Below are 13,324 nucleotides of genomic sequence, written 5' to 3' on the forward strand. Positions count from 1 at the left end.
ACAAGGAGTGTTGCCGCCATGGACTGGCGCCACGATGCGATCTGCCGCGACGAGGACCCGGAGCTGTTCTTCCCGATCGGGACGTCCGGCCCCGCGCTCCTGCAGGTCGAGCAGGCCAAGGCCGTGTGCCGCCGGTGCCCCGTGACCGAGTCGTGCCTTCAGTGGGCCCTCGAGTCGGGTCAGGACGCCGGCGTATGGGGCGGTATGAGCGAGGACGAGCGGCGCGCCGTGAAGCGTCGCGGCGGCCTTCGGGTCGGCGCTCCCACCGCCTGAACAATCCCCTCACAGCATTCACGCCCCGGGCCCATGACGGTGCCGGGGCGTCGTGCTGTCCGGAGTGATCCAAAGTTCCGGAGCGATTACGCCGGGCAATGGTGACACAGGGCATGAATGACATCACCGAGCTTCGCGAAATGATCTCGAAATCGTCACCATCGTTGACACCATTAGTCTTCACGCACTTACTCTCCGATGTGGAGAGAGCGACGTCATTCGCCAGGACCCGGCCCGTCCACACGTGACCGTCGACACCACACAGCGTCACAGAGATCCCATCGGCATCCCCGGACACCGGATCGAGCGGACCAGGCCGGCCACAACGACCGGACGGCACCACCAAGCAGCGGCAGCGGCCCGCCAGCGCCATCAGGCAGCAACAGCGACCGGACGGCATCCATCAAGCAGCGGCAGCGGCAGCGGCAGCGGCCCGCCAGCGCCATCAGGCGGCGGCAGCGGCCGGCCGTCGCCCGGCGGCGGCCACGACCCGCGCGGCGACCAGCGCCACCAGCTCGGGCGCGTCGGCGAGAGGCTCGGCGACCACCCGCACCCCGGCCTCCCGCGCGGACCCGGCCGTGGTGTCCCACAGCAGCCCCGGTGCGAGGAAATACGAGACCAGCCCGACCCGCTCATACCCCGAGGCCCGGAGATCACCCACGACGTCCCCGGACACGGGCGGCGCGGCCGAGGCGTACGCCACGCGGCACGGCAGCCCGGAGCGCGCGCTCAGAGCCGCCGCAGCCAGCTCGACGGTCCCTCGCGCGGCCGCACTACGCGTCCCGGCCGCAGCCAGGACAAGCGCATCCAACCCGCGAACGACCCCGCCCGGAAAAGCGACCCCGCCCGGACGAGCCACCCCGTCCGGAAGAGAGGCCCCGCCCGGACGAGCCACCCCGTCCGGAAGAGAGGCCCCGCCCGGACAAGCCACCCCGCCGGAAGAAGCGGCAGACGAAGCCGCGGCCAACCGGCCCATCAGCCCGTCCAGCAGCAACTCCGGCACGACGCCGTCCACCGGCCCGAGCACGTCCGCCAGCTCGACGCCCAGCCGCACCCCGTCGGCCCGCGCCGCGGTGATCTCCCCCGGCACGTCGACCCGGCCGTGGTACGCGGCCGTCAGCAGCAACGGCACCAGCACCGCCCGCTCGTGCCCCTCCGCCGCCAGCGCCGCCAGCGCCGACCGGGGGCGCGGGACGCTGTGGTCGAGGTACGACGCTCGGACGTCCCATTCCGGGTGGTCCGCCCGGACGGCCGCGGCGAGGGCCTCGGTGGCGCGGCCGGCCCGGGGGTCGCGGCTGCCGTGGGCGACCAGGACGACCCCTAGACGTGCAGGCCGCATTCGGTCTTCTCGAACATCGCCCAGCGGCCCGCACGCGGGTCCTCGCCCGCCTTCGTCCGCCGGGTGCACGGCCAGCAGCCGATCGAGCCGTACCCCTTCTTGAAGAGTTCGTTGACCGGGACGTTCCAGCGGGCGATGTAGCGGTCCACGTCCGCCTGCGTCCAGGCCGCGATCGGGTTGACCTTGACCTTGCCCTTCTTCGCGTCGAAGGCCACCACCGGGGTGTTCGCGCGGGTCGGGGACTCGTCGCGGCGCAGGCCGGTGGCCCAGGAGTCGTAGTCGGACAGGGCGCGCTCGAGGGGCTCGACCTTGCGCAGGAAGCAGCACTCGTCGGGGCTGCGGGCGAACAGCCTCGGCCCGAACTCGCCGTCCTGCTGGCCGACGGTCATCCGCGGCCGGATCGAGCGCACGTTGACGTTCATGGTCCTGGCGACGAGGTCGCGGACGCGCAGGGTCTCCGGGAAGTGCAGCCCGGTGTCGAGGAAGACGACGTCGACACCGGGAGCGACGCGCGAGAACAGGTGCGCGACGACGGCGTCGGCCATCGAGCTGGTCACGCAGAACCGCTCGCCGAACGTCGAGGCGGCCCAGCGCGCGATGTCCTCGGCCGGCGCGTCCTTCAGCAGCGCGGCGCCCTCGGCGGCGAGATCGGCGAGCTCGGCAGGGGTACGGCGCGCCGGGTCCGCCGGGGCGGCGGACCCGAACCCGAGGCTCACCAGGCCCAGGTTGGCAGCGGTCACGACAGTCATCGGTTCACTCCCTTGGCAAGCAGCCCGTTGAACTTGACCGTGAAGACACGGGCGCAGGAGTGGCACTCCCAGGCACCGTGCGAGGCCTCGTGGGGGTAGAGGTCCTCCTCGCCGCAGTAGGGGCAGTACAGCGGGGTACTTCTGGCGTCACTCATTTCAGGAGTTCCTCGTCGGCCCGGACGACCCAGTCGGCGAACGCCTCGCCGTCGGTGCGCCCCTCCAGGTATCGACGAGCGAGCCTCTCGACGTACTCGGGAAGCTCTTCGGCGGTGGCCTTCAGGCCCCGCAGCTTGCGGCCGAAACCGGCCCGCTGACCCTGCGCCATCCCCAGCCCGCCGCCGAGGTGGATCTGGAAGCCCTCGACCTGCTCGCCGTGGGCGTTCAGCATCAGCTGGCCCTTGAGCCCGATGTCGGCGACCTGGGTGCGGGCGCAGGCGTTCGGGCAGCCGTTGATGTGGATCGAGATGTCGGCGTCGAAGTCCCTGATCCGGTCCTCGAGGCGGGCCACCAGCTCCTCGCCGCGCGCCTTGGTCTCGACGATCGCGAGCTTGCAGTACTCGATGCCGGTGCACGCCATGGTGCCGCGCCGCCAGGCCGAGGGCCGGGCCTCCAGCCCGATCGCGCGCAGGCCCTCGACGAGCGGTTCCACCTGGTCGTCGGCAATATCAAGGACCAACAGCTTCTGGTACGGCGTGAGGCGCACCCGGTCTGACCCGTGCCGAGCCACCAGGTCGGCCAGCCGGGCGAGCTGCGTACCGGAGGAGCGCCCGACGACCGGGGCGGCGCCGACGTAGTTGCGCCCGTCGACCTGCTTGTGCACGCCGATGTGGTCGATCGGCTTCTCCGGCAGCGCCGGCGGCGGCCCGTCGACGAGCGCCCGGCCGAGGTACTCCTTCTCGAGGATCTCCCGGAACTTCGCCACACCCCAGTCGGCGAGCAGGAACTTCAGCCGGGCGCGGCTGCGCAGCCGGCGGTAGCCGTAGTCGCGGAAGATGCCGACGACGCCCTCCCAGACGTCCGGGATCTCCTCCAGCGGCACCCACACGCCCAGCCGCTCGGCGAGCCGCGGGTTGGTGGAGAGCCCGCCGCCGACCCACAGGTCGAAGCCGGGACCGTGCTGCGGGTGCACGACCCCGAGCAGCGCGATGTCGTTCACCTCGTGCGGCGTGTCGGCCAGCCACGAGATCGAGGTCTTGAACTTGCGCGGCAGGTTGGAGTAGCGGGGGTCGCCGAGGTACCGCTCGACGATCGTGTCGATGGCGGGGGTGGGGTCGATGACCTCCTCGGTGGACACCCCGGCCACCGGGCTGCCGAGCACGACGCGCGGGCAGTCGCCGCACGCCTCGGTGGTCTCCAGGCCGACCGCCTCGAGCCGGCGCCAGATCTCCGGCATGTCCTCGACGCGGATCCAGTGCAGCTGGATGTTCTGCCGGTCGGTGATGTCGGCGGAGTCGCGCCCGAACTCGGTGGAGATCTCCGCGATGGTGCGCAGCTGGGCGAGGTTGAGCCCGCCGCCGTCGATGCGGACCCGGAGCATGAAGTACTCGTCCTCCAGCTCGTGCGGCTCGAGCACGGCCGTACGGCCGCCGTCGATGCCCGCCTTGCGCTGGGTGTAGAGCCCCCACCAGCGAAAACGTCCGCGCAGGTCCTGCGGGTCGATGCCCGCGAAGCCGGTGTGGGCGTAGATGTTCTCGATCCGGGCCCGTACGTTGAGCGGGTTGTCGTCCTTTTTGATCCGCTCGTTGGGGTTCAGCGGCTCGCGGTGTCCGAGCGCCCACTGACCCTCACCGCGCACCTTGCGGGGGCGGGCGGGAGATGCTGCCGGGGTGTTGCTGGGCGCCATGTCGGCGGTCCTCCGGGATTCGTGGGCACGCTGCGACGCACACGGCAGGACTCGCGACCTCAGTGTCTGGAGGGAGCCGGCGCGTCGGGCGCGCCCGAGAAAATCAGTCGGGCGGCGTCAGGAAGCCGGACACATCGCGCTGCGGACACGGCCGTAGTCGACGTGGCGCCGAGCCACGAAGCGGCGGTCAACTGCAGCGGTCATGCCGGTAAGCCTCTCACGCGGGGGCATTCTCGGCCAGTGCGGTCCAGATTTCGGGAGTGTGTCCGCGCCCACGCGTTTACCTGGGCTTAGCGCCTCCGGCATCTCCAGGTCGACAGCGCTTGGTAGAACAGTTCGTCGTGACCGCGGCGACGATCCTCGAGGCCCGGCCGGCCGCTACCGGAACACCCCGTTCCCGGGCGGTCTGGCCCGTTCTGTACCCGTCGGTGCTGCCGGCGCTCGTGATGCTCGCGGTCGGGGCGGTGGGCCTGGCCCGCCCGGCGCTGGGCTGGGACGAGCACGCGACCTGGTCGGCGGCGACGCGTACGCCGGGGCAGATCGCGCAGCTCGCCGGGACGATGGACGGGGTCATCGCGCCGTACTACCTGTTCCTGCACTTCTGGACGGCGGCCGTGGGCGACTCCGTGGCGATGATGCGGCTGCCGTCGCTGGTCGCCGTGGTCCTGGGCGTCGGGCTCGTCGGCGAACTGGGGCGGCGGCTGTTCGCCCCGGCGGTGGGCCTGACCGGGGCGCTGATCGTCACCGCCGTACCCCAGCTGTCCCGGTACGCGGCGGAGGCTCGCGCGTACGGGATCGCCTTCTTCTTCGCGGTTCTCAGCACGCTGCTGCTGTACGTGACGCTGGGCCGGCCGACGTGGCGGCGCTGGACCGCGTACGGGCTGGCCCTGACCCTGCTCGGCGCCACCCACATGCTCGGCCTGCTGGTGCTGAGCGGCCACGCCGTCGCGGTGGCCGTCCGCCTGCGGGCCGGGCGCGACCGGCGGGTCCTCCTCGGCTGGCCGGCCGCGGTGCTGGCCGCGTTGCTGCTGGTCTCGCCGCTGATCCGGCTGGGCCTGAGCCAGCGCGGCACCCAGCTGGAGTGGATCGACCCGATGGATCTGCACCGGGTCCTGATCGCCCCCGGCGTGATCTTCGGCGCGCCCATGGCCGGCCTGCTGATCGTCGGCCTGGCCCTCGCCGCCCGCCATCCCCGGCGGGCCGTGCTCGCCGAGCTGGCCGCCCTGGCCACGCTGCCGCCGGTCCTGCTCATCGCGGTGTCGTTCGTGACCTCGCCGCTGTGGGTGCCGCGCTACGTCCTCGTGGTCATCGTCCCGCTGGCCCTGCTGGCCGCCGTGGCGCTGCACGGCCTGCCGGGGCGTACGGTCGCCGCCCTGGTCCTGATCGTCGCGACCGCCTTCGAGGCCCACCAGGCGGTACGCGGCCCGGCGGCGCGCGGCGGCATGGACTTCCGGAAGGCGGCGGCGATCGTCTCGGCCGGCCAGCGACCGGGCGACGGCGTCGTCTACGGCCGCGTGGGCACGTGGTCGCTGCGCGCCGGCCTCGAATACGAGCTGCGCCACCGCGCCCGGCCCACCGACGTGCTGCTGCGCCGCTCCGCGGCCGAGGCCGGCACCCTGGGCGCCACCGAATGCCCGGAGCTGACCTGCTTCACCACCGCCCGGGTCTGGTACGTGGGCGCCCGCCGCGCCGGCGACCCGATGGCCGACGCGGGCGACACGCTGCGCGCCAAGTTCGCCGCCGAGTACCGCCGCACCGGCTACTGGCTGCTGCCGCTGGGCACGATCGCCCTCTACGAGCGCCGCTGACGCGTCAGCGCTTGCCGAGCGGGACCACCAGGACGGCCTCGGTGCCGCCGCCCGCGCGGTTGCGCAGCTCGATGCTGCCGCGCAGCTCGCCGGTGGCCAGGGCGCGGACGATCTGCAGGCCGAGGCGCCCGCTCGCGTCCGCCTTGAAGCCCTCCGGCAGGCCCTGACCGTTGTCCGCGACGGTCACGTGCAGCTGCTTGCGGAAGCGGTGGGCCGCCACGACCACCTCGCCGGACGGCTCCGGCGGGCTCAGCGACGGCTGGGCCTCCTCGGCGTCCTCGGCGGGCGCCGGGAAGCCGTGCTCGACCGCGTTGATGAGCAGCTCGTTGAGCACCATGACCAGCGAGGTGGCGATCTCCGCGGGCAGTACGCCGAAGGTGCCCTCGCGGCGCATCTTCACGGTGATCTCGGTGGCGGCGACCTCGGTGGCGGCGGTCGCGACCCGGTCCACGATGCCGTCGAACTCGACCGCCTCGTCGCTGGACATGGAGAGCGTCTCGTGCACCAGGGCGATCGAGGCGACCCGGCGTACGGATTCCTGCAGGGCCATCCGGGCCTCGGGCGCGTCGACCCGCCGGGCCTGGAGCCGCAGCAGCGCCGCGACGGTCTGGAGGTTGTTCTTGACCCGGTGGTGGATCTCGCGGATCGTCGCGTCCTTGGTCATCAGCGCCCGGTCCCGGCGGCGCACCTCGGTGACGTCGCGGACCAGCACCAGCGCGCCGATCGGCACCCCGGCGGGCATCAGCGGCAGCGCGCGCATCAGCACCGTGGCACCGCGTGCCTCCACCTCCTTGCGGGGCGGCGCCTCGCCGCGCAGCGACGTGAGGATGCGTTCGGCGGCGTCCGTGCCCTCCAGCGGGTCTGCGGCGAGCCGGCTGGACAGCACCGACAGCTCCTCGCCGACCAGGTGGGCGTTGAACCCGAGCCGCCGGTACGCCGACTGCGCGTTGGGGCTCGCGTAGGTCACCTTGCCGCTCGCGTCGAGGCGGATCAGGCCGTCGCCGACGCGCGGCGCCGACGTGGTCTCGCCCGGGTGCCGCGGCGGCGGGAAGGTGCCGTCGTTGACCATCTGGGCCAGGTCGTCGGCGGTGGTGAGGTAGTTGAGCTCGAGCTGGCTGGGCGTACGGGCGGTGGACAGGTTGGTGTCGCGGCCGATGACCCCGATGACCTCGATGTTCTCGTCCTCGCCGCGCAGGCGTACGGGGATGGCCTCGTGGCGGGCCGGGGTGTCGCCGTACCAGACCGGGTCGCCCTCGCGCCAGATGCGGCCCTGGGCGTACGCGATGTCCAGGTGGGCGACCTCGGGACCCCCGACGATCTTGCCCACCTGGTCGTCCTGGTACGCCGTCGGCGCGGTCGTCGGGCGCACCTGGGCGACGCACAGGAACGCCGGCGCCTTGCCGGAGTCGGTCCGCACGGGAACCCAGAGCAGCAGGTCGGCGAAGGACAGGTCGGACAGCAGCTGCCAGTCGCCGGCGAGCCGGGTGAGGTGGTCGATGTCGGCCGGACCGAGGGCGGTGTGCTCTTCGGCAAGATCGCGCAGCGTGGACACGGACCTAGATTGCCACGCCCGTGCACCGCCGCGGGTTATCAGAGTGTTGCGGTGACCTTCTTCAGGCCGCGGGGTGCGTCCGGGTCCTCGCCCCGGGCCAGCGCGAGGGCCAGGGCCAGCTTCTGCAGCGGGAGGATGTCGAGCAGGGGCGCGTACCGCTCGTCGACCTCGGGGACCGCCAGCCGTCCGGAGGCTCCGGCGATGTCGTGGGCGCCGATGGTGACCACGTCCGCGCGGCGCTCGCCGAGGCGGGTGACCACGTCGGCCATCGAGCCGCCGCCGGGGCCGCTGCCCACGACCGCCAGCACCGGCACGTCCGGGTCGGTCATCGCGAGCGGGCCGTGCAGCAGGTCCGCGCCGGAGAACGCGAGGGCCGGCAGGTAGGACGTCTCCATCAGCTTGAGGGCGGTCTCGCGGGCGGTCGGGTACGCGTACCCGCGGCCGGTGGTGACCATCCGCGACGCGAACCGGTAGCGCTGCGCCAGCTCGTCGGCGCCGTGCCCGCCCAGCGTCTCCTCGGCGAGCTGGGGCAGCTCGGCCAGCGCGGCCCGCTCGTCGGCGGCCGGCCGTCCGTCGCCGCCGCCGCGGATGCCCTCGACGAGCAGCAGCAACGACAGCAGCTCCGCGGTGTACGTCTTCGTCGCCGCCACGGCCCGCTCGTGCCCGGCGGACACGTCGATGGACAGCTCGGCGGCGCTCGCCAGCGTGGAGGCGGGGTTGTTGGTCACCGCGAGGGTGTGGGCACCACTCTCCCGGGCGACTTTGAGCACCTCGGTGAGGTCGGGTGAGCCGCCGCTCTGGCTGACCCCGACGACGAGCGCGCCGGCCAGGTCGGGCCGGGCGCCGTAGAGCGTGATCGCGCTGGGCGAGGCGAGCCCGACCGGGATGCCCAGCCGGATCTCCGTGAGGTACGCCCCGTAGAGCGCGGCGTGGTCGGAGGTGCCCCGGCCGACGAAGACGACGTGCCGGGGGCGCTGCTCGGCGATCCGGGCGGCCACCTCGGCGATGGCCGCCGCGGGGGCGCCCTCGAGCAGCCGGGCGTATCCGGCGGGCTGTTCGGCGATGTCGGCCGCCATGCCGTGGCCTCGCTGTGCCTCTGAGCCTCGCTGTGTCACTGCTTCTCCCCTGGTGCGCACTCACGCTCGTAGGGTGCGCAGTCTTGCACGTTTGAGCGCCGTATCGCAACGTATTGAGCACGACCGCGCAGGCCGACAGGCCTGACATATCGAGCATCGTCGCCTAGGCTCGCGGTGGCACACTGCGTGCCACCATCTCGCGCGCGGGGTCACCGGATCCCGCCGCGGTGAGGAAGGCGTGGCCATGGACGACTCCCGGCGCTCCGCCGATCGCGACCTTGAGCAGGCCAGGGCCGCCCTCGAGCGGGGCGAGGTGCACCATGCCGCCGACCACCTGGCCGGCGCGATCGCGCACGCGCCGACCCTGCCGGAGATCCACGAGCTGCTCAGCCGCCTGGCCACGCGCGCGGACGGCGGCCTCGAGCTCTTCCCGCTCGAGCAGCACGCGTTCGTCGGCACGGTCGTCGCCCGGGCCCACCTGCTCGCCGCCGCGGGCCGCCCCGAGGACGGTTTGCCCCTTCTGGTCGCGGCGAGTGGGCACACTCCGGGGGTCGATTGGGCAGGAGTGCCGTGGGTCAGCGACCCGGAGCTCGGCGCCCGCATGGACCCCGGCCTCCTCGCCCGGATCGTCATGCAGCTGTGCACCGCGGTCGGCGATCCGGCGCCCGAGGTGGGGCGGGCGGCGCTGCGGCCGTACCTGACGCTGGTCCGGCACGCGGTCGCGGCCCATCCCGAGCACGCCATGCTGCTCGGTGCCGGCTCGGCGCTGGCGCGCCGGCTCGGCGAGGCCACGCAGGCGGTCGAGTGGGCGGCCCAGGGAGCGCGGCTGCGGCCCTCGAAACTGGCGGAGATCTGGCTCGGGTACGCGTACCGCAGCGCCGACCGCATCCCGGAGTCCCTGGCCGCCCTGCGCCGCGCGGTGATGTACGACCCCGACGACCTCTCCATCTACGCCGACATCGCGGGCACCCTGGCCGACCACGGCCGGATGGACGACGCCCTGGCCTGGATCGACCGGGCGCTGCTCAAGGACCCCGAGGACGACTGCGCGGTGCACACCGGCCACCGCCTGCACTACCGCGCCGACGGCGACCTGACCCACCTGGTGCGGCTGGCCGACTTCCAGCGCGACCACCCCGACGACACGCACGAGCACGCCGACCTGGCCGAGTGCTGCGCCGACCAGCCGTGGCTGAGCCGGGTGCCGGCGGCCCCCGACGCGCCGCCCGACCCGCGCCGGGAGCCGTTCGTGGCGGGCGCGCCGACCGCGGCGGCGGTGGAGCGGCTCCGGCGGGTCGCCCACCCGCTGTGGCCGCACCCGCCGGCCGCCTACGACGCCGCGGTGAGCCTGGTGCTGGTGGAGCCCGCCGAACTGCTGGCGTTGATCGCCGACCCGCCGGCGGCCCCGGACGACGAGGTGGGCCGGGCGCTCGCCGCCCACGACCCGGCGCTGTGGGCCCGGTGCGCGCAGGTCTGGGCCTGCCTCGGCCTGCTGCACCACGGCTCGGAGGAGCCCTGGGCCGGCTCGACCCGGCGCCGGCTGCTCGTGGACCTGGCCACCGGCGGGCTCGACCGGATCACCGAGGCGGCCCTGTTCGCGCTGGTCACGTACGCGTGGGTGGACCCGGAGGCCCGGCCGGACGTGGCGGCGCTGGTGACCCGCCGCCTCGACGAGGCCGCGGGAACCGCCGGGCTGGCCTGGTCGGTGGCGCAGCTGGCGCTCGCCACCCCGGACCTGGCCCGGGAGACCCGCGAGCGCGCGGCCGCGATCGTCAAGGCCGAGGAGCTCTACCCGCTGCCACGGGTCCCGCGCCAGCGCGGCCGGCGCACCGGCCGGCTGCGCCGCTGGCTCTCCGGCCGCTGACCGCCCGCTACTCGATCACCGCGATGAGGTCGCCCTCCTGGACCACGTCGCCCTCGTTGACGGCGAGCTGGGCGACCTTGCCGCCGGACTCGGCGAGCACCGGGATCTCCATCTTCATGGACTCGAGGATCACCAGCGTGTCGCCCTCGGCCACCTCGGCGCCCGGCGCGGACACGACCTTCCACACGTTGGCCACCATCTCGGCACGGATCTCGTCGGCCACGGCGTTCCTCCTCGTCGGCGCTGTCGGGGATGACGTCATCCAATCATGGTCCGGCGGGCGGCACACGGGGCGTGCCGGAAGCATCCGGCGGCGGCGGACTACGATCGGCGGGTTGCGCACGACGGAGGGAGATCGGCATGGCGAAGAAGGCCCGCAAGAAGAAGGCGCGGAAGAAGAGCTCCGCCAACCACGGCAAGCGTCCCAACTCCTGAGCCGGAGTCACGACGTGAGAAGGGCCCCACGGCAAGTTGCCGCGGGGCCCTTCTCACGTTCCGTGCCGGCTACGGCAGGTACTCGTGGCTCTCGACCTCGACCACGTGCTCGCTGAGCTTCATCCGGAGCCGCTCGCGCAGCTCCTGAGGCGCCCTCTCGTCGCCGCAGCAGCGGGCGACCAGCGCCTTCACCTCGTGCTCGATGCCGTACTCGCGCAGGCAGTCGGAGCAGTCGTCGAGGTGGTGCTGGATCAGTTGCCGGCGTTCGTCGCTGCACTCGAGGTCGAGGTAGAGGTAGACCTCGCTGATGACGACGCTGCAGTCGGTCTTGTGGTCCTCGTCGCTCACGTCGCTCACGCCTCCTGTGCGGCGGCCGCGCCGGTGGTACGGGTGATGCCGCGGTCCACGGCGTACTGCTCGAGCAGCTTGCGCAGGTTGCGGCGCCCCCGGTGCAGGCGGGACATGACGGTGCCGATCGGCGTGCCCATGATGTCGGCGATCTCCTTGTACGAGAAACCCTCGACATCGGCGAGGTAGACGGCGAGACGGAATTCCTCCGGCAGCTGCTGGAGCGCGTCCTTGATGTCGCTGTCGGGCAGCCGGTCCAGCGCCTCGGTCTCGGCCGAGCGCAGGCCCGCGGACGTGTGCGACTCGCTCGAGGCGAGCTGCCAGTCCGAGATCTCCTCGGTGGGCGCCTGCACGGGTTGCCGCTGCTTGCGCCGGTACGAGTTGATGTACGTGTTCGTCAGGATGCGGTACAGCCACGCCTTGAGGTTGGTGCCCTCCTCGAACTGGTGGAACGCGGAGAACGCCTTCAGGAACGTCTCCTGCACCAGGTCCTCGGCGTCGGCGGGGTTACGCGTCATGCGCAGTCCCGCGGCGTACAACTGGTCGACGAACGGCAGCGCGTCCCGTTCGAAGCGCGCGCGGCGCTCCTCGGTCCGCTCGCCGCGTCCGCTTCGTTCGACCCGCTCTGTTGGCGTCACCCGCGCTTCTCCCCTCGACTGCCCCGCCGAGGATACGGGTAGTGCCCCGTCCGCAGATTCAAAAACCGGTGGTGTGCTGACACTCACCGATGGGGGGACCAGCGCCGGGGACACCGCCGGCCACTCGGGCGAGTGCAGGAGTTTCTGCACCGCACCGGCCTTGAGGCCGTCGCGCTCGGCGAATCCGGTTCCGGCTCGCACTTGTTTTCCCCTTCCGACGTACAGCCATCCGGGTGGTGTAACGGGAACGCGCGTGTCCGCATTCCGACTTACCGCAGCCAGTCGTGCCGGCGCAACCACCCCGCCACCACCTCCGCGGTGGCCGGCAGATCGCGGCGCAGATCATGGACGGCTCCGGGGCGTACGGCGACCTCGACGGTCCCGGCCGGCTCCGGCACGCCGAACGGGTCCCGGTCGCCGTTGACCACCAAGGTCGGCAGGCCGCCGGGCAGTTCGCCGGCCCGGCTGCGCTCCGGCCGGCCCGGCGGGTGCAGCGGGAAGGCCAGCGCCAGGACTCCGGCGGCGCCGAGGGGCACGGCCGTCCGGCAGGCGACCCGGGCCCCGCTGGACCGCCCGCCGACGATCAGCGCGAGGGTGTCGTCGCGGACCGCGTTCACCACGGCGGTCCAGGCCTCGTCGAGGTGGCCCGCGGGCGCCGGGGCGCGGCGGCCCGCCACCCGGTAGGGCTGGGTCACCAGCACCACCCTGGCCCCGCCGGCCGCCGCGAGGTCGCGTACGGCGGTCAGGTCGGGGGCGTCGACGTCACCTCCGGCGCCGTGGCCGAGGACGAGCATGCTGACGGGCGGGCCGGCGGGGTCCATCACCTGGACCCGCGCCGGCCCGCGCGGTGTGTCGATCTCGAAGCTGCGCACAGCTCCTATGGTTACCGGCTGACCGGCTCCAGGGTGAGCAGGCGGCGGTCTTCCTCGTCCGGGCCGTCGTCGACGGGGTCCCCGTTCGGCTGGACGCGTTCGCGCCAGGCGATCAGCATCGCGCGGCGTTCCCGCGGCGTGGTGCCGCCCCAGACCCCGTGGCAGTCACCCACCTGCAGCGCCCAGGCGAGGCAGGGCCCCTGGACGTCGCAGGTGCCGCAGAGCGCCACCGCGCCCTCGGAAGGCTCGTTCGGAGCCGGGAAAAAGGTTTCCGGATCGACGCTGCGGCAGGCGCCCCTGGTCCGCCAGGCCTCGTCGGACCTGCATTCCTCGATGGCACCGAGAAGCCTCGGGTCCCGCCTAGCGATGGCGACTTCATGTGGACGCGGCATTCGAGCACGTGTCATCAGCCCACCTCCCCCGTGGGTACCGGTAAAGCCGTGATGACCTGGTCCGCACCGTGCGCACCGTCACCACACCGGCGCTGGTTTCTATCGCACGGAAGAAGATCAGAACAAGGGTCTTAT

15 protein-coding genes are annotated in these 13,324 nt (G+C 72.9%); 4 read left to right on the top strand and 11 right to left on the bottom strand.

The genetic code is table 11. From position 1 onward, the window contains the following. Nucleotides 1-18 precede the first annotated feature (18 nt). A complete protein-coding gene (locus CLV70_RS09220) occupies nt 19-273 on the top strand; it encodes a WhiB family transcriptional regulator (protein WP_043524653.1) in 255 nt (84 codons plus the stop codon). A gap of 445 nt (nt 274-718) precedes the next feature. Here CLV70_RS09220 and CLV70_RS09225 read toward each other — a convergent pair whose 3' ends face one another. Genes CLV70_RS09225 through CLV70_RS09235 form a run of 4 tightly spaced genes read right to left on the bottom strand, consistent with a single transcriptional unit; the run spans nt 719 to nt 4,204 of the window. Continuing rightward, nucleotides 719-1,612, bottom strand: a complete 894-nt coding sequence (locus CLV70_RS09225; RefSeq protein WP_106125960.1) for a sirohydrochlorin chelatase — start codon at nt 1,610-1,612, stop codon at nt 719-721. Then, nucleotides 1,594-2,361: a phosphoadenylyl-sulfate reductase gene (locus CLV70_RS09230; protein WP_106125961.1), complete on the bottom strand. Its 768-nt coding sequence runs from the start codon at nt 2,359-2,361 to the stop codon at nt 1,594-1,596. Before CLV70_RS09230 ends, CLV70_RS09225 begins: the two co-directional genes overlap by 19 nt. Beyond that, nucleotides 2,358-2,516 (bottom strand): IS1 family transposase, encoded by a 159-nt coding sequence (locus tag CLV70_RS40090; protein WP_146164000.1) that lies wholly within the window; start codon nt 2,514-2,516, stop codon nt 2,358-2,360. The genes CLV70_RS09230 and CLV70_RS40090 overlap by 4 nt, the downstream gene beginning before the upstream one ends. Further along, nucleotides 2,513-4,204 (bottom strand): nitrite/sulfite reductase, encoded by a 1,692-nt coding sequence (locus CLV70_RS09235; protein WP_106125962.1) that lies wholly within the window; start codon nt 4,202-4,204, stop codon nt 2,513-2,515. The genes CLV70_RS40090 and CLV70_RS09235 overlap by 4 nt, the downstream gene beginning before the upstream one ends. Nucleotides 4,205-4,545: 341 nt before the next feature. Between CLV70_RS09235 and CLV70_RS09240 the strand changes: the two genes are divergently transcribed. Then, on the top strand, nt 4,546-6,012 hold the full coding sequence (locus CLV70_RS09240) for a glycosyltransferase family 39 protein (protein ID WP_106125963.1): 1,467 nt from the start codon (nt 4,546-4,548) through the stop codon (nt 6,010-6,012). Between the two features lie 4 nt (nt 6,013-6,016). On the opposite strand, the gene CLV70_RS09245 is transcribed toward CLV70_RS09240, so the two are convergent. Together CLV70_RS09245 and CLV70_RS09250 are read right to left on the bottom strand one after the other, a co-directional pair. Continuing rightward, a complete protein-coding gene (locus CLV70_RS09245; protein WP_106125964.1) occupies nt 6,017-7,564 on the bottom strand; it encodes a sensor histidine kinase in 1,548 nt (515 codons plus the stop codon). Nucleotides 7,565-7,602: 38 nt separating this feature from the next. Continuing rightward, a complete protein-coding gene (locus CLV70_RS09250; protein WP_106125965.1) occupies nt 7,603-8,640 on the bottom strand; it encodes an SIS domain-containing protein in 1,038 nt (345 codons plus the stop codon). A gap of 238 nt (nt 8,641-8,878) precedes the next feature. Between CLV70_RS09250 and CLV70_RS09255 the strand changes: the two genes are divergently transcribed. Further along, nucleotides 8,879-10,504 (top strand): tetratricopeptide repeat protein, encoded by a 1,626-nt coding sequence (locus CLV70_RS09255; RefSeq protein WP_425440130.1) that lies wholly within the window; start codon nt 8,879-8,881, stop codon nt 10,502-10,504. Between the two features lie 7 nt (nt 10,505-10,511). On the opposite strand, the gene CLV70_RS09260 is transcribed toward CLV70_RS09255, so the two are convergent. Then, nucleotides 10,512-10,727: a biotin/lipoyl-binding carrier protein gene (locus CLV70_RS09260; protein ID WP_281260435.1), complete on the bottom strand. Its 216-nt coding sequence runs from the start codon at nt 10,725-10,727 to the stop codon at nt 10,512-10,514. Nucleotides 10,728-10,864: 137 nt separating this feature from the next. On the opposite strand from CLV70_RS09260, the gene CLV70_RS42090 reads away from it, so the two are divergent. Further along, nucleotides 10,865-10,939, top strand: a complete 75-nt coding sequence (locus tag CLV70_RS42090; protein ID WP_369752275.1) for a 50S ribosomal protein bL37 — start codon at nt 10,865-10,867, stop codon at nt 10,937-10,939. A gap of 69 nt (nt 10,940-11,008) precedes the next feature. Here CLV70_RS42090 and rsrA read toward each other — a convergent pair whose 3' ends face one another. The 4 genes from rsrA to CLV70_RS09280 form a co-directional block, all read right to left on the bottom strand. Continuing rightward, a complete protein-coding gene (gene rsrA, locus CLV70_RS09265) occupies nt 11,009-11,287 on the bottom strand; it encodes a mycothiol system anti-sigma-R factor (RefSeq protein ID WP_106126092.1) in 279 nt (92 codons plus the stop codon). A gap of 5 nt (nt 11,288-11,292) precedes the next feature. After that, on the bottom strand, nt 11,293-12,126 hold the full coding sequence (locus CLV70_RS09270) for a sigma-70 family RNA polymerase sigma factor (protein WP_106125968.1): 834 nt from the start codon (nt 12,124-12,126) through the stop codon (nt 11,293-11,295). Between the two features lie 68 nt (nt 12,127-12,194). Continuing rightward, entirely contained in the window at nt 12,195-12,746 is a 552-nt protein-coding gene (locus CLV70_RS09275; RefSeq protein WP_106126093.1) for an alpha/beta hydrolase family protein, read from the bottom strand. A 62-nt stretch (nt 12,747-12,808) separates the two neighbouring features. Beyond that, entirely contained in the window at nt 12,809-13,204 is a 396-nt protein-coding gene (locus CLV70_RS09280) for a WhiB family transcriptional regulator (protein ID WP_106125969.1), read from the bottom strand. Nucleotides 13,205-13,324: the final 120 nt, after the last annotated feature.

The sequence above is a fragment of the Pseudosporangium ferrugineum genome (assembly GCF_003002065.1).
In the GTDB taxonomy this organism is placed as follows: domain Bacteria; phylum Actinomycetota; class Actinomycetes; order Mycobacteriales; family Micromonosporaceae; genus Actinoplanes; species Actinoplanes ferrugineus_A.